The sequence below is a fragment of the Parabacteroides sp. AF48-14 genome (assembly GCF_003477465.1).
GTDB classification, from domain to species: Bacteria; Bacteroidota; Bacteroidia; order Bacteroidales; family Tannerellaceae; genus Parabacteroides; species Parabacteroides acidifaciens.
This window is the reverse complement of sequence record NZ_QUDI01000004.1, coordinates 126,705-147,242: the sequence shown is the minus strand read 5'-3', so window position 1 is coordinate 147,242 and position 20,538 is coordinate 126,705. Positions and strand designations below refer to the sequence as shown.

At 49.0% G+C, this 20,538-nt stretch carries 13 protein-coding genes and 2 pseudogenes; 4 read left to right on the top strand and 11 right to left on the bottom strand.

Annotated features, from left to right (window positions below):
* The first annotated feature begins 3 nt into the window (after positions 1–3).
* Entirely contained in the window at positions 4–579 is a 576-nt protein-coding gene (locus DW083_RS03390; protein ID WP_122331417.1) for an FKBP-type peptidyl-prolyl cis-trans isomerase, read from the top strand.
* Between the two features lie 664 nt (positions 580–1,243).
* On the opposite strand, the gene DW083_RS03385 is transcribed toward DW083_RS03390, so the two are convergent.
* Positions 1,244–1,492 carry a hypothetical protein gene (locus DW083_RS03385; RefSeq protein WP_122331416.1) on the bottom strand — a complete coding sequence of 83 codons (249 nt, stop codon included), beginning with the start codon at positions 1,490–1,492 and terminating at the stop codon, positions 1,244–1,246.
* A 115-nt stretch (positions 1,493–1,607) separates the two neighbouring features.
* Between DW083_RS03385 and DW083_RS03380 the strand changes: the two genes are divergently transcribed.
* Both DW083_RS03380 and DW083_RS03375 read left to right on the top strand, forming a co-directional pair.
* Positions 1,608–1,967, top strand: a complete 360-nt coding sequence (locus DW083_RS03380) for a hypothetical protein (RefSeq protein ID WP_122331415.1) — start codon at positions 1,608–1,610, stop codon at positions 1,965–1,967.
* Positions 1,958–2,269 carry a type II toxin-antitoxin system RelE/ParE family toxin gene (locus DW083_RS03375; protein ID WP_122331414.1) on the top strand — a complete coding sequence of 104 codons (312 nt, stop codon included), beginning with the start codon at positions 1,958–1,960 and terminating at the stop codon, positions 2,267–2,269. Before DW083_RS03380 ends, DW083_RS03375 begins: the two co-directional genes overlap by 10 nt.
* Before the next feature lie 86 nt (positions 2,270–2,355).
* On the opposite strand, the gene DW083_RS03370 is transcribed toward DW083_RS03375, so the two are convergent.
* Positions 2,356–5,013: a transglutaminase domain-containing protein gene (locus tag DW083_RS03370; protein ID WP_199659133.1), complete on the bottom strand. Its 2,658-nt coding sequence runs from the start codon at positions 5,011–5,013 to the stop codon at positions 2,356–2,358.
* 146 nt (positions 5,014–5,159) lie between these two features.
* On the opposite strand from DW083_RS03370, the gene DW083_RS03365 reads away from it, so the two are divergent.
* Positions 5,160–6,677 (top strand): potassium/proton antiporter, encoded by a 1,518-nt coding sequence (locus tag DW083_RS03365; protein ID WP_115499291.1) that lies wholly within the window; start codon positions 5,160–5,162, stop codon positions 6,675–6,677.
* 212 nt (positions 6,678–6,889) lie between these two features.
* Here DW083_RS03365 and DW083_RS03360 read toward each other — a convergent pair.
* The 9 genes and pseudogenes from DW083_RS03360 to DW083_RS03330 all read right to left on the bottom strand — a co-directional run bounded on the left by DW083_RS03360 (position 6,890) and on the right by DW083_RS03330 (position 20,300).
* Positions 6,890–9,129 (bottom strand): annotated as a pseudogene (locus DW083_RS03360) (glycoside hydrolase family 3 C-terminal domain-containing protein).
* Positions 9,130–9,133: 4 nt separating this feature from the next.
* The gene (locus DW083_RS03355) at positions 9,134–10,387 is read right to left on the bottom strand and encodes a glycoside hydrolase family 5 protein (protein ID WP_122331435.1); all 1,254 of its coding nucleotides are present in this window, start codon (positions 10,385–10,387) and stop codon (positions 9,134–9,136) included.
* A gap of 16 nt (positions 10,388–10,403) precedes the next feature.
* Positions 10,404–12,646, bottom strand: a pseudogene (gene bglX / locus DW083_RS03350) (beta-glucosidase BglX).
* Between the two features lie 4 nt (positions 12,647–12,650).
* Positions 12,651–13,151 carry a glycoside hydrolase family 16 protein gene (locus DW083_RS22510; protein WP_233551733.1) on the bottom strand — a complete coding sequence of 167 codons (501 nt, stop codon included), beginning with the start codon at positions 13,149–13,151 and terminating at the stop codon, positions 12,651–12,653.
* Positions 13,148–13,453, bottom strand: coding sequence for a hypothetical protein (locus DW083_RS22505; protein WP_233551732.1), 306 nt, complete (start codon positions 13,451–13,453; stop codon positions 13,148–13,150). The genes DW083_RS22510 and DW083_RS22505 overlap by 4 nt, the downstream gene beginning before the upstream one ends.
* Positions 13,454–13,521: 68 nt before the next feature.
* Complete coding sequence (locus DW083_RS03340) at positions 13,522–14,793, bottom strand: RagB/SusD family nutrient uptake outer membrane protein (RefSeq protein ID WP_233551731.1); 1,272 nt, start codon at positions 14,791–14,793, stop codon at positions 13,522–13,524.
* On the bottom strand, positions 14,724–15,236 hold the full coding sequence (locus tag DW083_RS22500) for a hypothetical protein (RefSeq protein WP_233551730.1): 513 nt from the start codon (positions 15,234–15,236) through the stop codon (positions 14,724–14,726). Before DW083_RS22500 ends, DW083_RS03340 begins: the two co-directional genes overlap by 70 nt.
* A gap of 22 nt (positions 15,237–15,258) precedes the next feature.
* Complete coding sequence (locus tag DW083_RS03335) at positions 15,259–18,474, bottom strand: TonB-dependent receptor (RefSeq protein ID WP_122331412.1); 3,216 nt, start codon at positions 18,472–18,474, stop codon at positions 15,259–15,261.
* Between the two features lie 206 nt (positions 18,475–18,680).
* On the bottom strand, positions 18,681–20,300 hold the full coding sequence (locus tag DW083_RS03330; RefSeq protein WP_233551729.1) for a DUF6377 domain-containing protein: 1,620 nt from the start codon (positions 20,298–20,300) through the stop codon (positions 18,681–18,683).
* Positions 20,301–20,538: the final 238 nt, after the last annotated feature.

Genomic DNA, 20,538 nt, shown 5'->3' with positions numbered 1-20,538 from the left:
CGAATGAAGAAATACCTGCATATCGCGTTGATGTTGTTCTGTGTTCTCGCTGTCTCTTCCTGTAAGGACGACGATGATGACAAGAAGGCTGTTGAGCAAGAGGCTTATAAACTGGAACAGGAAGCTGCTTTCCAAGCAAAAATAAACGAAGGATACGAAAAATGGGCTTCAGAAGATAATGACGGTTTTGTCTTTGCCAAACTGATAAAGAAAGGGGATGGCAAACAGGCTTACTTCAATAGCCTTGTTTCGGTTTACTATAAAGGCTCTTTGACGGATGGAACGGTCTTTGACCAGAAGTTGCTTGAAGACGGAACTCCGTTTAATTGTGCAGTAAGTCCTTACTATAGTACTACAATTACAGATCCGGTTACAAGTGTTAAAACCCAATATGGTTCGGTTATTACCGGTTGGGGAGTCGCTTTGCAGCATATGGTTGAAGGTGATAAATACGAAGTCTGGATTCCGCAGCAATTAGCTTACGGTGCAAATGGAAGCGGTAGTATTCCTGGTTATTCAACTTTGGTATTTGAAATAGAACTTGTCTCGGTAGATGTACAGGCCGTAAAGCCGAGTTAAGCTAAATATTTCTCTGGCTATAAAAGAAGAAAGGGAGTGTGTCAAAAGTCAGACACACTCCCTATTTCATGTTGCGGAGCATAAAAATCAAAGTCAGATAAGTTCGTTTTATCAAAGATAAAAAACTTCCTTTGTGGCGTTGCCCGTTTTAAGAGATATCATAAACAGAGGGGGTGACGGATTGACCAAAGAAGCCTTGACTATACACAAGTAAAGCTTGGCTATTTGTAGTCCAGGCTTTTTTTATACATTGGAATCACAAACAATAAATAAAAACCAAAATGATAACTATGCTTAAAAGCGTGTCCTGTAACAGGGATGCGCTTTTTGGGGTTGCGGCGGAAGATATAAAGGGTAATTCAAGCTTTTCATGCTTTGCCGGTGGACACGTGTGGATACCAGTACCGCCCTCCTGTCGCCGGCAGCAGCACGATGCCGAAACAGGTCGGGCTGTGCATCGTAATCCTCGGCGGCGAGTCGTTCAAGGTGGGGGATTGATGGGGAGAGGCAGACTCCGATCCCATGTCAAGCGCGGGGACAAGGGAACATCTTCCTTAAATGATTTCTCTTAACTTGCCAGGTGATTGTCTGCAATCCCGTATTGCAACGATGTAGATAGTTGTCTCTTCTATGAAATATACAAGATTGAAGTGTTTACCGCAGACTAACGAACGGTAGTGTTCGGGCAGGTTTTGCCTCCGTTGCGGAACTCTTGGGTCGAGCGGATAACGGTTTCCCTGAATGCTTCATCGGTCATGACTAAAGGGCCTGGACGGTCTTCTGTTTTTGCCACCCCCGACTTGCATATACGGTGAATGTATTTCTTAACCTTTTCGAGCGTCTCGGCATCCTCTATAGAAAGAATGGATTCGATAAGGCTTTGTTTGCTGGTTTGTAACTCTAATGCTGTCATATTCCGGTTAATGGATGATGATTGCAAAGATAGTGATTTAAGCGGATATCTCGGATTATTACTATATCTTTGTGTGCAGTACGTATTTACTAACTAAAGAAGAAAGGAGTCCCGTATGACAACAAAGCCTTATAAATATGATGAAGACGACGCTCGCGAACCGCAGCGCATCTCTGAACCGGCGGTTTCTTATGCCGCATCCCGGAGTGCTGCGAGCTTGAAGCTTGAAGCGATCGATGAGCTTATGAATATCTTTGATACGGACCGTCTGTCGCGGGCTGTGGATTTCCTGCGCACGTTGGGACGGGAGGAGGAAGACTTGATGCCCGGTGGAATTCCGGCTTTGCAGTTTACGAAGGAGGAGCTGATAGCGGAACTCCGGCAATCAGAAGAAGACAGACAAGCCGGTCGTTTCCGTTCGAGTGAAGAGGTTTTTGGAAGTCTGGAGCAGAAATATCCTTTCCTATGCGAGTAGTCTGGAATAAGAAGGCAGAGTATCATCTAAACGTGATAATCAATTATAGTATCGAAACTTTTGGAGAAAGAGTTGCCAAGCGGCTTTATCGCCGGATAAAGGAAAATGATGCGCGGTTGGCTGCCAATCCTAATTTAGGAAAGCGGGAATTGCTGCTTGAAGACATGCCGATTGTTTACAGGAGTCTGGTTGTACATAAACACTATAAGTTGATCTATCATATCGAAGCAGAGACAATCTATGTCGCCGCCCTTTTCGATACTCGCAGGGACCCGGCGTCTTTGGGGGATCATATAAAGTAAAAGAACAGGCCGTGTCAATACTCTTTTGATACGGCCTGTTCTTTTGCGATCCCGCGTCGAGCGCGGGAACGGGGGTGTTATCTCTCTTACAACTTATGTATCACCTTCATCAACTGGTCGCCCAGGCCGATGGTGTAGCCTTGGGAGACGAAGACGACACGGTTGAAGGTGTCGGCGATGATGAAGATCGGGAGGGTGTTGGCGTTCGGCAGTTTCATGGCGGCGGCGATCTCTTTCTGGATCGTCTTGTCGGTGTCGATGCCGTATGTGATGGTGCCGGGCAGGTCGCCGAACTCTTTCGGGTCGAAGTTCTGGAAGCCTTTCTCGTCAGGGAAGAGTAAGACCATGCCGCGTCCCCATTCCTCGAGGTCCTTCTTGACGGCGGCGATGTCGCGCATGGCGTGGTTGGTCGGTTCCTGGCGGGAGCCGAGGATGGCGACGATGTAGTAGCCGCGGCCGGTGGTGGCCAGGAGGCTTGTCTCTTCGCCTGTGTCGGCGCGCTTGAAGGTGTTTTCGGAGTTGAAGTTACCGATCACCTGGATGTCGTCTTCGCTTTCACGCATCTCTAATTTGATGTTGCTTGTCTGGCCCGGTTCTACGTTGAAGAAAGTTATTTCCGCCAGCACGCTGCCGTTTGCCATACGCGTACCGGTTACGAGCATATAGTTACCTTCGTCTAATGAGAGCGGCTTCTTCAGCAAGGCGCTCCAAGTGTCGCCACCGCCCATGTCCACGTCGCCAGACTCGAAGTTCAGGGTTTGCAACTTGCCGGTCGGCAACACTTTCGCGATGGTGAAGTGGCTATAGTATTTCGGGTCCTGGAGGGCCTTGATCGGCTGGTAGGAGGCGATTACCCTGCCCTGCTTGGCTGTCATTTGTTCGGCTGCTTCAAAGTCCACATCCACCCAGTTCACGCCTTTGGCATACTGCACTTTCCCCGCTACCGGCTCGATGCGTGCCGGGATACCCAAGCTGCGGCAGACGGCGACGAAGAAGATATTGCGGGAGCCTTTGTCGACCACACGCGCTTTCCATACGCCCATCGGCATGATAGGGATGCGTTGCGGGTTCAGGCTGTCGTTGATCGTGATATTCTGCTTCACCCAGTCGACCAATACCTGCGGGTCGGCCTTTGCCTTTCGCACCTGCTCGGGGTCGACGTTGGAGGCGAAGAAGCGCTTGTAAGGAGTCAGGAACTCGTTTGCCACACGCGGGTTGAGGATATACTCGGTGAAGAGGGAGCTTTGCACGGACGGCGTGTTGTTCAGGTGGTCGGCCAGTACGGATGCCGGCGTGTCGCGCAGGTCCTTGGAAGAGATTGCCTTCAACAGGTCCATTGCCATAGGACGCTTATCCGCCGGGGCTTCGCGCAGGAACTTCTCGATTTCGCGCCAGTTGCCGCGGCTACCGATCAGGAAATCTGCCGTCTTCAGCGGGTCGATACCCAACTCTTTGGCGAGGGCTTCCGCCTTTTCTTCGGTGTAGAAGGTCGCTACATATTTATTACGGATCACATCCTCTTCGTGCAGGCGTTTGGCGTTGGCCTCTTTCTGCTCGTCCGTGACTTCCGCTGCGATGGAGCCGTCTACCGGAGGAATGATGTCGAGGGTGACCGTTTCGATGTCGCCCGGCTTCTTGTCGAGCGTGATCGTCACGTTGTCGTCTTTGCCGAACGATACTTTGCTGTAGCCGAACTTGCCGTCTTTGGTCGCCCATACCAGCATATCGCCTTTACCGGCGGAGAGGAAGGTCTTGCCTTGTGCGTCGGCCTTCTTGTTGGCTACGGAGTAGAACTCGGCATAGTTGTATATCTTGAATTCAACGTCGGCTCCGGCGGCTGGTTTGCCGTCCGCGTCGACAACCGTGATGGTCGCTTTGGCGGTCGGGGCGTAGTTGTCGATTACGTTGATTTCGGTGTAGCCGTCGGTCACGTCCATGACCTCTTCCGGGCCGTTATATTTGCCGAATACCTTCGTGTGCATCAGCATACCCCGGTAGGCCGGTCCGTTGAACCAGCCTAAGTTGAGCACCGGTTCCGGTTCGCAAGCCCCCATGAAGTACCATTTGCCATTCACCCAGGCTTCCACCCAGGCATGGTTGTCGTCGGTATGCGCCCAACGCGGCGTATAGACCTGGCGTGCCGGGATACCGACGGAGCGAAGGGCGGCCACTGTGAAGGTCGACTCTTCGCCGCAACGTCCGTAAGCCGTCTTGACGGAGGCAAGCGGCGAGCTTGTGCGGGCGTCGGAAGGCGTATAGATCACTTTCTCGTGACACCAATGGTTCACTTCGAGCACGGCGTCATAGAGCGACAGGCCTTTCACCCGGTCTTTCAGCTCTTCGTAAAAAACCATGCGGCTCTCGTCGAGGTTCTCGTTGTTGACACGTACGGGAAGTACGAAATGGCGGAATATATCTTCCGGGATACTGTCGCCCCACGGCATTTCCACCCGCGCCCGGAAGGAGCTGCGGATATTGTCGAGATAAAGTTGTCCGTTGTAATCCGTAATATCCCCGATCGGCATATAGGCATAAAGGAAGGTAAGCGCCTCCTTCTCGTCGGGTGTCATCGATTGGTTGAAGACGGAAAACAGGTCCCCGTTGGGCAGGGCGGCCTTCTTGGCCTGGAAGTCCTGTTCTACTTCGGCGCGAAACGTATCGTCCGAAATGAAATGTTGTTGTCTGTTGCATGAAGTTCCCACGAGGAGAACGAACAATAGCAGGAATAGATTTGTTTTAATCATAGCGTTAATTTTATCAGCACAAATATACGGAATATATTTATTAGTCAGCCGGTAAGACTGGCTTTTAAGTGTTAACCTGTTGTGCATATCGTTATTTTTTCTTTACTTTGAAGTGATAAATTACAAGAGTAAACCGTTATAAGCCTATGTTCCACGAATTCGAATTGTTTCACAGTGCGGAAGGAATCTTGCTGATTGCTTCTGTCATTCTTTTCTTCAGTATTTTTGCCGGTAAGGCCGGTTTCCGTTTCGGGCTTCCCGCTTTGTTGTTGTTTTTAGGTGTCGGTATGCTGTTCGGCAGCGACGGGTTAGGGATACAATTCAGTAATCCGAATATCGCCCAGTTCATCGGTATGCTGGCGTTGAGTATCATCCTGTTTTCGGGTGGTATGGACACGAAGGTGTCTGAGGTGAAACCGATTGCGACGCAGGGCATCATCCTGGCGACGGTGGGAGTGTTGGCCACGACGTTTATTACGGGCGGCTTTATCTACTATATTTCCATCCTTGCGACCGGATATGAGGCGTTGCCGTTTGCAGAGTCTTTGCTGTTGGCGGCGGTCATGTCGTCAACCGATTCGGCTTCCGTCTTCTCGATTCTGCGCAGCAAGGGCGTCTACCTGAAAGAACGGTTGCGGCCGACGCTCGAGTTGGAAAGTGGTAGTAACGACCCGATGGCCTATATGCTGACGCTTCTTCTGATCGCTTATATCCAGGTGGGAGGCATGAACTTACAAGATGCCGTGTTGCAGCTGATCATCCAGCTTTCCGTCGGGGCTGTCGCCGGTTTCCTGTTAGGGAAGTTAGCTGTCTATATTATCAATCATATCGATATCGACAATGAGTCGTTGTATCCGATCCTGTTGTTGACAACGGCGTTTTTCACCTTCTCGGTGACGACCCTGTGCAAGGGCAACGGCTACCTGGCTGTTTATATTGCCGGACTGGTGGTCGGGAATGCCAAGATTGTGCATAAGAAGAGTATGAGGACGTTTTTCGATGGCTTCACCTGGCTGTGGCAGATCGTGATGTTCCTTACGCTGGGCTTGCTGGTTAATCCGCACGAGCTGCTTCCGGTGGCGCCGATCGGGCTGACGGTAGGTTTCTTTATGATTGTGGTAGCCCGTCCGCTGAGTGTCTTCCTTTGCCTGCTGCCGTTCAAGAACTTTTCCGTGAAGGGCAAACTGTATATCTCGTGGGTGGGGCTTCGCGGAGCCGTGCCGATCATCTTTGCTACTTATCCGATGATTGCTGGGATCGAGCATGCCGGCACGATCTTCAATGTGGTTTTCTTTATCACAATCCTTTCCCTCCTGATACAGGGCACAACCGTTACGCAGGCGGCCAAATGGCTTGGGCTGGTGGACGAGCCGGAGCGTAAAAATGAATTTGGGATCGAACTGCCGGAAGAGATCAAGAGCGCGATGAGCGAAATAGATATTACCCCAGCGGTCCTTGCACACGGCAACAGGCTGATGGAGCTTACCTTGCCCGACCATACGCTGGCCGTTATGGTGAAACGCGACGGCCTCTATTTCATCCCGAAAGGAAACACGGAACTGAAAGAGAACGACAAACTCCTGATGATTTCCGATAACGACGAGGCGTTGCTTCAGGCATACGAGTCGTTGGGTGTGACGGATTATACGTTGAAGAAGAACTGATTCCCCCTCTTCTATTGCATGTTACAGCCGTATTCTTTTCATGTTACAACTGTCTTCCTTCTATGTTACGGTTGTCATTCTTTTGTTTTACAGCTGTGACATGAATAACGGGTGTTTATAAAAACACAAGGCATTCCGCATAAACCGTTCTGTTTGCCGGGTTGTTCACTCCTGTACGGCACAAACGGTATTTGTGGAACGCCTTGGTCGATTTATTTCAACTCGAACTTAATCCGGTCGCGTATATCAGTGGAGGAGGCTCCTATCAGCGCTTCGAACTCTCCTGGTTCGGCTACCCATTCGTGCTTGCTGTCGTCAAAGAAGCTCAAAGCATCGGTGTTGACAGTGATGGAGACCTGTTTCGCTTCGCCGGGTTGCAGGCGTACTTTGCTGAAACCCTTCAACTCTTTTACCGGACGGGGCAAGGATGATTTCTTATCGCTGATGTAGAGTTGCACGATTTCCGAGCCTTCCCGTTTCCCTGTATTCCGGATGCTGACGGTGAAGGTGACCGGTTCGCCGGCTTTGATCACTTTCTTGTCTGCCGTCACTTTTCCATATTCGAATGTCGTATAGCTCAATCCGTGTCCGAAGGGGAAGAGGGGACGGATCTTTTCCTTGTCCATCCAGCGGTAACCGACAAAGAGTCCTCGTTATATTCCACGTCGACGATATGGCTGCCGTCTTCACGAGGCTTGCCCGGATAGGTGTTTAATTTATGAGCAGGCACTTCCTCTAATGCGTTGGGGAAGGTGAAAGGCAGTTTGCCGGAAGGATTGACATCACCCAGCAGGATGGAGGCGAGAGCATTTCCGGCTTCGCTTCCGAGATACCAGGCTTGTACGACTGTCGACACTTCCTTGAGCCAGGGCATGGCAACGGCATTCCCGGAGATGTTTACGACAATGAGTTTCTTATTGGCTGCGGCGAGGGCACGGATTACCCGGTCCTGGTCGTAAGGCAGGGCGAGGCCGGCGCGGTCGGAATCTTCGCAGTCCTGTCCCGTGCTTTTGTTTAGTCCGCCGATAAAGATGACATAGTCGGCTGTGCGGGCCATTTCGACAGCTTCGTCGATCAGGGCTTCGGGCGACCGGTCATCCCGAAGATTCTGGCCGGTGACAACCCCGTTGTATTCGCCGGTCGGATCCCCTACATAGCCGCGAGCGTAAAGTACTTCCGTACGGCCGTTGATACGTTTCTTTAGTCCGTCGAGGGGCGAGAGTTCATATTTGGCTTTGAGCGATGAACTACCGCCTCCGACGGTCATCATCTTGATGGCGTTTTCACCTACGACCAGGATACGTTTGGCTTGATCGGTGTCGATAGGCAATACGTTGTCGCGGTTCTGCAAGAGGACGATCCCTGCTTCGCCGATCCGGCGGGCCGCATCGAAGTGTTCGTCCGAGCAAAGGGCGCCATAGGGACGTTGGGGGTTCATGTTGGTGCGGAAAGCCAGACGGAGAATGCGACGGACTTTGTTGTCCAGCTCTTCGGTTCCAACTTTCCCTTCACGGATAAGTTGCAGATAGGGCAATGCAAGGTAATAGTTGTCATAGGCATTGCTGGAACCGTTCGAAAGCCCGTTTGTCCAGCTTCCGAATTCCATGTCCAGTCCGTTCCGGATGGCTTCCCCGGTATCATGTGTGCCGCCCCAGTCTGAGACAACCACGCCGTCGAATTTCCATTCCCCTTTCAGGATGTTGTTTAGCAAGTACTGATTATGGCAGTTGTGCTCGTCCTTATACAGGTTGTACGCCCCCATGATGGCCCATGCTTTGCCTTCGGTGACGGCCGCTTTGAACGCAGGCAGATAGATTTCATATAAAGTCCGGTCATCGACGATGACGTTTGTAGTATGACGGTTCACTTCGTGGTTGTTCAGTGCATAGTGCTTGACACAGGCAGCAACGCCGTTCGCCTGTACGCTCTGGATGTAAGGGACGACCATCCGGCCGGCCAGATAAGGGTCTTCACCCATGTATTCGAAGTTACGGCCGTTCAACGGAGTCCGATAGATGTTGACACCCGGTCCGAGCAGCATATTTTTATTGCGGTAACGGGCCTCTTCACCGATACTTTTCCCGTAAAGGCGGGCAATTTCCGTATCCCAGGAGGCTGCCAGGCAGGTGAGGGCCGGGAAGGCCACACACGAGTCGTTGGTCCATCCCGCCTGATCCCATTCGTCCCAAAGCACTTCCGGACGAATACCGTGCGGGCCGTCGGTGGTCCAGCATTCGGGGATTCCCAGACGGGGAACGCCGGCCGAACTGAATTTGGACTGGGCGTGCGTCAGCGCAACCTTTTCTTCGAGTGTCAGCCGCGAAAGAGCGTCTTCCACCCGTTCTTCCACCGGTTTACTGTTGTCCAGATAAACCGGGACTTCCTGTCGCTGTGCGTTAGCCAGAGCCGGCAGGAATAAGAACGCACAAGCTATACTTTTGATGATATCCATATTGTTATCGTACTTTTAGATTGAGTGATTGAATATATTCTTTTTGGATGATGCATTGCTCGATCCGGCTGTTCCGGATAAACTCAAGCAAGGTCGCTTTGGCCTTTTCCTGTTCCGGTCGTGCATCCCGGATTTCTTTGTAAGTGCTTCGGGGAGCTTCGGAGAAAGCGACTATACTTTCCCAGCCCTCCGGAGCCTTGATGCCCGCAAATGCGGAATTGTCTATTTTCTTGTAAGGCCAGAAGGTCCATCCGATATTGTTCTCTTCCATGACATGGCAGAAGGCGTTCATCCAGGCTTCCCGGTTGTGGCCTATTTCGCCCATATACATCGGCAGGTTCACCCGGTCGCGGAAGTCGATGATTTCCTGGATGGCGGCTTGAGTCGCTTCTCCCCCGTAGCGGTGGCAGGTGTACATGATCTTGTCGTCGTAAGTCGAATCGGTGAAGGGACGGAAATTGCCGTTCCACTGGGCGCCTCCCAACAAGATGATGTGGTTGCGGTCTACCTCACGGATGGCTGCGACCGCCCGTTTGTGGAGTGGTTCCAACTTGGCATTCAGCTCTTCCATGTTTTCAAAATAAGGGGCGATCGGTTCGTTGATCAGTTCGTATCCTAAGATTACCGGTTCATTCTTATAGTAGTCGGCTATTTTGCACCAAATGTCGCAAAACAGTTGTTGACTTGGTTCGCTGTCGAACAGCCAGGGGTAACCGTAGCTGTCGTCGATGTTATCGCCGGTCTGTCCGCCCGGTGCATCGTGCATATCCAGTATCAGGTAAAGATGGTTGTCCCGGCACCAGCCGACGACACTGTCTATGCGGGCAAAGCCGTCTTGCGCTGCGGTCAGTCCCATATAGTCTTCATCCGTGAACAGTTTATAGTGGAACGGCAGGCGTATGGTGTTTGCGCCTGTGGAAGCAATGAACTCGATGTCTTCCCGGGTGATGTAGTTGTCCTTGAACTGTTTCCAGAATTCGGCGACAAAGTCCGGTCCGACCATTTCGCAAAGCATCTGGTTGATCCGGCCCGGAGAATTGGTCTTGTTGAATCCGAACATATATCCTTCCGGATTCAGCCAGTTGCCTAAGTTCGTCCCTTTTATCAGGAACTTGCTTCCATTCGGAAGGATGAGGTTCTGTCCGTCTATGCGGATGAAGGATTCAGGCGCAGGCGTAATTGCCGACTCTTGCTGTGTTTGCTGTTGGCACGCAACTAAACATCCTATGATCAGTAATGCGTAAATTATATTTCTCATGTTCATCTCTGATTACTTAATTAATAACTTCAAAATCGGCAGAAAGCCCTTCCTGGCTGTTCGTGCCTAACCAAATGGTGAAATCGCCCGGTTCGACGACTTTTTGCATATCGATATTCCAGAATGCCAGTTCGCTGACTGGAAGAGAGAACGTGACAGTCTGTTTTTCCCCGGGTTGCAGGTCGACACGCTTGAACCCTTTCAGCTCTTTAACCGGACGGGTGACGGAACCGACTTTATCCTGTATGTAAAGCTGTACGACTTCCGTTCCGGCATATTTCCCGGTGTTTGTAATGTCGACGCTGGCAATCAGTGTATCGGTTGTCTTCAGTTTATCTGCGGAGATGTTTATCCGGTCGTATTGGAAAGTCGTATAACTCAGTCCGTATCCGAACGGGAACAACGGGCTGAAACCGGCATCCATATAGAAAGAGGTGCAACCTAACGATGTTTGTCCGGCCTCCAAAGGTATTTCGTCTATCAGGATTTCCTGCCCGCTCGGAGCGCGTCCTGTGTGATGATGTGCGTAATATATAGGTGACTGTCCTGTCATTTTAGGGAAGGTAACCGGAGTTTTTCCGCTTGGGACAGCAGTTCCGAACAGCAGGTCGACCAAGGCCGGACCACCCATTGTGCCGGGGTGGAACGAGTAGAGGACGGCTGCTGATTCTTCCACCTGCTTTCCAATCGTCAGTGGCCGGCGGCCATGACGATTGTCACGACGGGTTTGCCGGTTTGTGACAGGGCGGAGATTAGGTCAGCCTGTGCTCCCTGCAAATTCAAATCGGCTAAAGAATGCGCTTCTCCTGAAAGGATGGCCTCTTCGCCAACGAAGGCCAATACGATATCGGCGTTCCGGACGGCGGCAACTGCTTTCGTGATGCCTTCGCGCTGTTTGTCGCGGCTGTAGGCGAGTCCCGGTTCGTAGACAATCCGTATTTTGTCGCCATACATTTCCTGCAATGCTTTCAACGGTGTCTGGGTATGTTCCTTTTCCCCGTCGAAAACCCATGTTCCCAGCTGGTCATGCGGGGCATCCGCCAGCGGGCCTGTTACGACGATCGTGCGGATCTTATCTGTCAGAGGCAAAGTCTGTTTGTCGTTTTTCAACAGGATAGCCGATTGGATGGCGGCTTCCTTGGCCTTAGCCAAATGGTCTTCTGCATATTTTACCGATTGGTCGGCGTCCACATATGGGTTCTCAAATAACCCTAACCTGAATTTCAACCGCAGGATGTTGCGGACAGCATCGTCTATTGTGGCTTCCGAAACCTTCTTCTCTTTCACCAATGCCTCCATGTTATGAATAAAGACGCTGCTTACCATATCCATATCTACGCCGGCATTGATCGCTTTTTCAGCTGCTTCTTTCTCATCTTTGCAGAAGCCGTGTGCGATCATTTCTGCTGCTGAGGCCCAGTCTGTCACCACCATGCCGTCGTAGTTCCATTCTTTACGGAGTACATCTTTTAAAATGAATTTGTTTGCCGTGGAAGGGACTCCGTCGTTATCGTTGAACGAGGTCATAAAGGTTGCACAGCCTGCACGCGCCGCCGCCTCGAACGGTGGAAAATAGACGTTGCGCAACACACGTTCCGGGATGAATGTCGAGTTATAGTCTTTTCCACTTTCTACAGCTCCATATCCGACAAAATGTTTGGCACAGGCAGCCATGGATGTGGGGTCATTCAAGGAATCGCCCTGGAACCCCGTTACCATTGCAGTTCCCATCACGGCAGACAGGTAGGGATCTTCCCCGCAACTTTCCGCCATACGTCCCCAGCGTGCATCCCTCGATACGTCGATCATTGGGGCAAATGTCCAACGGATTCCGTCGGCCGATGCTTCGATAGCCGCTACCCTGGCTCCGTCTTCTGCTATTTGGGGATTGAAAGTGGCCGCTTGTCCCAAAGGAATCGGGAAGATTGTTTTATAGCCATGGATGACATCCCGCGACATCAAAAGAGGTATTCCTAAGCGGGATTCTTTTACGGCTATTTCCTGTGCCTTATTCACCAATTCAGGATCGGTCAGGTTCAGCAACGAACCGACTTTTCCTTCTTTGATCAGCCCTGCTATTTCTTCGATGCCGCCAAAAGGACTTAGCTGGTTCATCTGGCCGATCTTTTCCTGCAAGGTCATTTGCTTTAGCAAAGCGTTTACCCGGCTTTCAACATCTCCTTCTTTAGCCTCTTGAGGTTCTGCGCACGATAAAAGAGGCAAAAGCAACAAGCAGGCAGATAATCGTTTTATATTCATGGCATTATTTTTTTTGATATACACGTACGTAATCTATTTCAAAGACGGTGGGAAGCGCTGTTTCGTCTATACCCTTCGCACCTCCCCAGTCGCCACCCCAGGCCAGATTCAGTTTCAGGTAGAAAGGCGTGTTGAAAGGCCAGGTGTCTTTGTTGCCGGTTTTGTCGTTTTCAAAAGTAAAGTAACATTCTCCGTCGACATAGCCTTTGATGATGTCTTCCGTCCATTCGACAGCATAGACATGGAAATCCGACTGGGCTGCAGGTACAAGTATGTTCTTGCCTTTTTGCGTATTTTTCCGGTGGTTGTAGGCTTCGCAGTGGATGGTGGAATGTACGACGTTGGGGTCGTATCCTACTTCCTCCATGATGTCTATTTCACCGTCACCGGGCCACGTCTTGCCGTTCTTTGGCATCATCCAGAAAGCGGGCCAGGTGCCTTTCCCTGCCGGAAGCTTCATACGGGCTTCGAAATAGCCGTATGTCCAGCTTTCGTACGTATTCATACGGATAGAATAAACGTCATCACCTGCTTTTTGAGGATTATCTTTAGCGTGCCGTCGCTTACCACCGCGCAGGTATCAGTACCTCGGAAGCCTTCCACATAGGTTTGCAGTTCGTGGTTGCCCCAACCGTGACCGCCGCTTTCATACCACCATTTCGCAGGATCTGGCAATGAAGAAGCGTCGTTGAACTCGTCTTGCCAAATTAAGGTGTAGCCCTGCGGAACTTTCTCTGTTTCTTCCGGTGCGGCAAATAGTCCGCAAGTGCAGAAGATGCATAAAAATGAAATCCAAACTTTATTCATGGTATCATATAATAAAAGGGGATATCCTAAGAATTTATTCTGTGGATATCCCCATGTTGTTTAATCAATTAATATGGATTCTGTACGGTTGCTCCATGCGAAGATTCTATTTCAATCTGGGGAATCGGCAGGTATTTCTTGTTTTCCGTCCATTGCGGGCGCTGTGGAATAGCCTTGCCTCTTTCCGTCCATTTCAGCGTTCCGCCAATCGCGAGATTTATCGGTTTGCCGTTTTCATCCGTTTTGACTTCACCTTTCTTCTTTTCATCCGTGATGGTCCCGTCAGTATAAACATAACGGTGTTCGTCTTTTGTCTCATAGATGGCGCCGCCACCCGGTGTTAAGACTGTCGATGCCTTGCCGAAACGGATCAAGTCGAAGTATCGCTTACCTTCACCGAGCAATTCTACACGGCGTTCCTGCATGATAGCTTCTTCGGAAATAGCCTTGGAACCTAAACCTGCACGGTCGCGTACCTGATCGAAATAGCTTTGCGCTTCTCCCGAATTTGTACGCCATGCCAGTTCTGCCGCATTCAACAGTGTTTCTGCATAACGGTACAGGTGGAAATTGTTTTCCCAGTTCAAGTCTGCATCGCCTGCCTGGTCGGCTTTACCACCCGGACGGCCTAAATATTTGCGCAGGAAATAACCGGTATTCTGGTAACGGCCCGTATAGTTCACTGCAATTCCTTTGTTCATCATTTCTTCCTGGTAAGTGTCAATATTCAATACTGCAACATCACGGCGGATATCTCCCGGCTCGAAAGCATCATAGGCATCCTTTGTGATGACACAGAAGCCCCAGCCGCCTTCAAACTCGGTGTGCGGACCATGTCCCGTATCCAAACCGCCGACATAATTCAATCCATCCACACCGATCATGGCAGGAATGACAGTACCGCCGCAAGCACCGGCATTGCCCCAGCCGCGTTTACCGCCGGCAGAGATGTAGTTGATATCAAGGATGATTTCATCGGACCATTCCGTTGCATAGGCGAACAGGTCATCGTAGTCCGTAACCAGTTTATACTGGCCGGAAGCAATGATATCTTTCATATAGCCCAATGCCTTTGAATAACGGCTTTCATCTTTCTGATACATAACATAATCGGCATAAATCATGGCAGCGGCAGCCTGAGTCATCCGGCCTGCCCACGCGAGATCGCGTTTCATCGGGAGGATATTGGATGCCAATACGTTTTCCAGGTCGGTTACCATATTATTATATACCTCATCGGCTTTCAACTGTTCTGCGATATACGGGAATGTCAGGTTCTCTGTATAGAAAGGAACATTTCCCCACGTTTTCCACAATACCAGATAGTACCAATCGCGCAATACCCGCCTTCCGCATTGTAAGCTTTTTTGTCTGCTTCGGAAATATTCGCGGTTTCCGCATTATCCATTAAACGGATGGAGCGGTTTATGCCGGAGTAGGCTACGGTCCATGCTCCCTTTATATCATTGGTAGGGCTACAGCCATACCAGGAGATTTCATGAAGATAACCTTGGTCGGAAGTGTCGCCTCCACCCGGATAAATATCATCGCTTCCTGCGTCCCAGGCCAGATTCAAAGGAAACCAACCATTGTAGTAGTCGAACCACTGCATCGGATCATAAGCGGCCGCCATTGCTTCGACCATTTTTGCATCATCGGTATAATAGCCAGTGATGGGTACACTGCTTGCCGGTTCTTCGGTTAAGAAACTGTCTCCACACGAAACAAGTCCCGTTGCAAGTATTGTGGTAGCAACAAAAGTATATAATTTATTCTTTTTCATATCGATTCTATTTTTTAAATTATTAGAAATTAAGATTCAAGCCAACTGTAAATGTACGGGCTTGCGGATAGTAGCCGCGGTCGATACCGTTTGATTTGTCTCCGGCAGCGTCTTTGGCGTTTATTTCCGGATCCAAGCCCTTATAGGAGGTCAATGTCAACAGGTTCTCGGCAGCGACATACAAACGAAGTCTGTCGACAAAGAATTTGCGTGTCAGGTTCTTCGGTAGCGTGTAGCCGATCTGCATATTCTTGATACGGGCGAAACTGCCGTTGTGCACATATAAATCAGATACTTTTTTCCAGTTGCCGTTCATGTCGTCACCCGGATAACAGAAGCGAGGCATCATATTGGAAGTACCTTCTCCGTGCCAACGATCCATAAATTCCTGAGGTACATTTACGGCAGATACATCCAGACGACGGGTTACGTCCATAATATCCTGTCCCAATGAGCCGGAAAATAACATTGAAAAGTCAATATCCTTATAAGCAGCAGTCAGATTCAAACCGAAGGTCCAATCCGGAGTACCTTTACCGATCATGGTTTTATCTTCATCGTCGATCGTACCGTTTCCGTCCAAGTCTACGAATTTTACATCACCAGGGACGGCAAACGGCTGCAATTTTTCTCCCTTGCTGTTCGTGTAAGCATCGATTTCTGCCTGGTTCTGGAAAATGCCGGCTGTCTTATAACCGTAGAAGTAAGGATAAGGCATACCGTTTTCAGCACGGCCGACATTCCCCAGGATGTGTACCTGGTCCATCATTTCGAAACCGTCAGCCGTACCTAAGTCTACCAGTTTGTTCTTCAGATAAGATACATTGGCACTGACTCCGAAGCGGAAGTCCTTGTGGCTGTATTTGTAACCGACTTCAAACTCTACACCTTCGTTTTTCATTGAACCGACATTACCCCAAGGCTTCGATTCACCCAGATAGTTAGGGATTGCCATTTCTTTCAGCATGCCGTTGGTCTTTTTTTGGTAGTAGTCGACCGTAAAGGTCAGCGCATTACCGAGGAAACCGAAATCGATACCGGCATCATATTGTTCCGATTCTTCCCACATCAGATCCGCATTGGGGGTACCTGAAGGCTTGGAGCCCATTATGATCTGTTCACCTCTGCCGTAAGCTCCGAAAGGATAGTTGTTGTTCATCGACACGTTGGCTGTGTAGCGGAAGTTACCGATGGCCTCATTACCATTCTTACCCCAGGAGAGACGTACCTTCGTATTCGTCAGCCAATCAGGACGCTTTTCCATAAACGGCTCGTTTGTTAAATTCCATCCTAAAGAAACAGAAGGGAAAGTACCCCACTTGTTGTTTTCACCGAAGCGTGATGAACCATCCCGGCGTACAGTCAGCTGCAACATATAACGTTCTGCGAAGTTGTAGCTTAAACGTCCGAAATAGGAAGCCAAAGAGTGCGGGTCGGTCAATCCGCCTTCCGTATTCCGGTTCCCGTTATTCGGCAGGGAGGTTGTAAAGTCGATATTGGCCTTGTCGTCCATGTAGGCAATCAAATCTTTTGCCATCCCGTACAGCCGGCGGCCTGCGTTGCGTTCAGCCGATTGTCCCAATACCACATTAAAAGTATGCTGGCTGATTGTTTTGTCGTAAGTCAACACATTTTCAATCTGCCAGGTATAACCGCGATTCATCTCGGATGTAACGCTGGAACGTCCGTCGGCAATGGATTGATTACAGTTCCTGCCTAAATAATAAGGATGATTCCAACTGTCGGCTCCCCAAAATGCGAGGTCCGAACCCCAAGAGAATTTATACTTCAGATTATCCCAGATGCCCAGTTCGGCGGTCAGGTTGGCGATGATCTTATCCGAATTGTTTTTTGTTCCGGGTTGTGCGGACATACGGCCCAGCGGGTTTGTGATTTCGTTGAAGTTTTCCGGAATCTGCAATACCTGTCCGGTGAGTTGGTCACGTACGGGATCGCCATACTTGCTACGGATATCTGCCGTATAGCCGTTTACATGGTCTTCATCCTGTGCGTAGACTTCCATTGTCGGATCCATGAAAAGAGCGTCTCCCAACGGAGAACCTGTCAGGTTACCGGCGCTGACCCCGATGCTGTTTATGCGGGAATAAGACATATTGACTCCGATAGTCATTTTGTTCAACCAGTTACGGTTTTTCGTCTCGTCGAACAGGTTATAAAGGGTATTGCTGCGGAATGAAAGACGTTCGTAGTTGGAGCGGTCGTAGTTTCCACCGATAATACCTTCCTGGTTATAATAGCCGGCTGAAAAATAGTAGCTTACTTTTTCGTTTGCACCGCTGACGCTTAACTGATGGTTCTGCACGGGAGCTCCGTCGTTAAACAATACATCCTGCCAGTTTGTGCCTACGCCCAGATTTGTGTCTGCAAAACGGTCGGTACCGTTGGAATACTGCTGTGCTTCGTTCATCAGCGTCGCATATTCGGAGGCATTCAGCATACTGCGTTTTTTCCAGGCGGACTGCCAGCCATACGAGAAATCGTAAGAAACTCTCACTTTACCGATCGAGCCTTGCTTGGTTGTAACCAAAACTACGCCGTTGGCGGCACGGGAACCATACACGGCAGCCGAAGCGGCATCTTTCAATACTTCTATAGAAGCTATGTCGGCAGGATTAATGTTATCGATGCCACCACTGATCGGCATGCCGTCTACGATATAAAGAGGATCGGCCGTGTTGATGGTTCCTGTTCCGCGAACACGGATGACTGAACCTGTACCCGGCTGGCCGTTTTGTGTGGTTACCTGTACACCGGCAGCCAAACCTTTCAATGCGTTATCCACGCGGACGGGAGCCGTCTGAGCCAGTTCTTCAGAACCAACTTTGGCGATGGAAGCCGTTACCACGCTCTTTTTCTGGACACCGTAACCGATAACGACAACCTCTTCAAGAGCTTGTGTATCTTCTTTTAAGGTGACAGACAGCGGTTTCATGTCTTTCACAACGAATGATTGCGGCAGGTAACCGATATAGGAAATATCGATTGTTGCACCGGTTTCCACATCGGGAATACTGAACATGCCGTCCAGGTCTGTGATTACGCCAATAGTTGTCCCTTTAATGACTACATTGGCACCGATGATCGGTTCCCCTTGCACGTCTTTTACCTGGCCACTGACCGTTACTTTCTGCGCATATATGAATGCGGGGAATAACAAGAGGAACAATAGAGGCACTATTCCTCTATGAAATCCTTTACTTAAAAAAATGTTTTTCATGCTGAATACATTTTAAAGTTAACGAACTAAATTAATATTGTTTTGTGTTGGCAAAAGTAAAATGACTCTTGCCGGCTTCAATATGTCGGTAAGTAAAAAAAGTAAGTTGGCGCGTGTGGTATATTATTGATAATTAATTATATGCGGTTTTTATGCGAATGAAAAAAGTAAGTATTCAACAGGCTAAAAGGAATGTTTGATGATGCTCAATTCTTTATTTTTCCTAATGCTTTTACGGTTTCTGCAAATTGTTCTTTAGGAATAATCGATTTACTGCGTGTTTTTAACCGGCTGTTGTACACCGTTTGCGGAGAACAGTGGAGAAACTCGGCAATCTTCACGCTGTCGCTGATTCCAAGACGGACCAAGGCATAAATCCGCAGTTCGGTGTTCAGCAATTCCCCTTCTTTCAAAACGATTTGTTTGTCCGGTTGCAGCAAAGAGTTGAAATCGGATACAAAGTCGGGATAAATATGAAGGAAGATAGCGTCGAAATTGCGATAAAACTCTTTCAGTTCGTTGGAGATGAAAGAAGGTACATCCGTCATCTTCTTCACTTCGTCTACCATCCCGGTTTTAACTTTCCGGTTTATGTTCTTTCTATATTCATCCAGTTTGCTGATATAGTTGGAACAGATATTAAATATATAACCGATATATTCTTCTTTGACATAGTTCGATTCCGTCAGCTCGGTATTAGTTTCTTGAAGCTGGCTGTTTAATAGCTGGAGCTGCCGGTTCGCATCGGCCAATTGCTTTTGGGCTTCTTCCAGTTCTATCACATGCTTGTTTAGAACTTGATTCATTTCGTTCAGATTTCTCCTTGATTCTTTGACTTTTCTGATCTGAATGCGGATGAACAGGATGGCGGCCAGTAAGATTAGGGAAAGCAGACTTACCAAAAACAGATATTGGTGCAGTTTGGCCTCTTGTATCTTGTTGCGTTGTTCATATGTTTTATGGATCGTATCCAGTACGGAAGAAAGGCTGATCATGCGTATCCTGTTTTTGTACAGTTGTACGCATCCTAAGCAATAGTTAAGGTAAGAATAGGCGCGGTCTATGTCTCCTTTTTCATATAGAATCTTGCCCAATTCCTCTAATGAAGCGATGTCATGATTGGCTGACCGGATATCAGCAACTGCTGATAAAATGAGGTAACGAAGATACTCTTCTTCGTTACCGTTCTCCCGGTATAACAGAGACAGGATATAAGCGTTCATTGCATCCCTTCTTGTGTCGAACGGAGACGTGGCCAGTGTCTGTTTTAAAAGTTCGATCACTTTACCGGCCTCGGGTGTCCCGTAATATTGCCATCCTTTGTACCATAAGTAGAGCGGGTGATTATCGGTCGTATGGATGAAGACAGAGTCGCGGTACGATCTCTCCTTGGCGTAATACGATTCGCTTTGTTGTGAGTTATCTCCTGAATATTGTCCATAGTGGGAATAAAGATACATCATTTGTCCGTAATAATCGGTTCTCAAAAGGGGCGGTAGTTCATCCGCTTTTATCTCCTGCAGGACGTCCAGCGCTTCTTTCAGGAAACCGGTGGCCGTATAGATGAATGCCTGTTCTATTTTCCATTGCGCAGTCCATTTCGGGTTGTTTAAATGAGAGGCTATTTCTAAGTTTTTATAAATGTAAGCCAGGGCGGAATCGCTGTCATAAACCATGTATTCGTCATAAAAAAGCTTGTTGAGCCAGAATTCTTCTTCTTCGGTTATCGCCTTCCTCTTCATCTTTCTCAACTCTTCTATCTTATTGGCCTTCATAGCGACGAACTTATCTTTTTGAGCCAGAAGGGAATCCAGCTGGTTCAACATTGTCTCGATGTTGGCAGATACCGGTTGTGCGATGCCACTCCTTGAGATGGTAATAAGACAAATTATTGTTATTGATAAGATTGCTTTGAAATGCATAATATTAATTCTAAGGTCTTCGATACAAAGATAAAGATTAATCCTGGAAGAGCAAATCGATCAAGTACAAATAGTTCATATCAAGGTAATAAATAAGGTTTGTTGTACAAAAGTAAGCATTACCTTTCCTTGCGATCTTTTT

Excerpts from the sequence above, each read along its gene's own strand:
- DW083_RS03365 (WP_115499291.1), top strand. The coding sequence starts at position 5,160 with ATGTTCCACGAATTCGAATTGTTTCACAGTGCGGAAGGAATCTTGCTG.
- DW083_RS03370 (WP_199659133.1), bottom strand. The coding sequence starts at position 5,013 with ATGATTAAAACAAATCTATTCCTGCTATTGTTCGTTCTCCTCGTGGGA.
- DW083_RS03390 (WP_122331417.1), top strand. The coding sequence starts at position 4 with ATGAAGAAATACCTGCATATCGCGTTGATGTTGTTCTGTGTTCTCGCT.
- DW083_RS03375 (WP_122331414.1), top strand. The coding sequence starts at position 1,958 with ATGCGAGTAGTCTGGAATAAGAAGGCAGAGTATCATCTAAACGTGATA.
- DW083_RS22505 (WP_233551732.1), bottom strand. The coding sequence starts at position 13,453 with ATGAATAAAGTTTGGATTTCATTTTTATGCATCTTCTGCACTTGCGGA.
- DW083_RS03335 (WP_122331412.1), bottom strand. The coding sequence starts at position 18,474 with ATGAAAAACATTTTTTTAAGTAAAGGATTTCATAGAGGAATAGTGCCT.
- DW083_RS03385 (WP_122331416.1), bottom strand. The coding sequence starts at position 1,492 with ATGACAGCATTAGAGTTACAAACCAGCAAACAAAGCCTTATCGAATCC.
- DW083_RS03330 (WP_233551729.1), bottom strand. The coding sequence starts at position 20,300 with ATGTTGAACCAGCTGGATTCCCTTCTGGCTCAAAAAGATAAGTTCGTC.
- DW083_RS22510 (WP_233551733.1), bottom strand. The coding sequence starts at position 13,151 with ATGAATACGTACGAAAGCTGGACATACGGCTATTTCGAAGCCCGTATG.
- DW083_RS22500 (WP_233551730.1), bottom strand. The coding sequence starts at position 15,236 with ATGAAAAAGAATAAATTATATACTTTTGTTGCTACCACAATACTTGCA.
- DW083_RS03380 (WP_122331415.1), top strand. The coding sequence starts at position 1,608 with ATGACAACAAAGCCTTATAAATATGATGAAGACGACGCTCGCGAACCG.
- DW083_RS03355 (WP_122331435.1), bottom strand. The coding sequence starts at position 10,387 with ATGAGAAATATAATTTACGCATTACTGATCATAGGATGTTTAGTTGCG.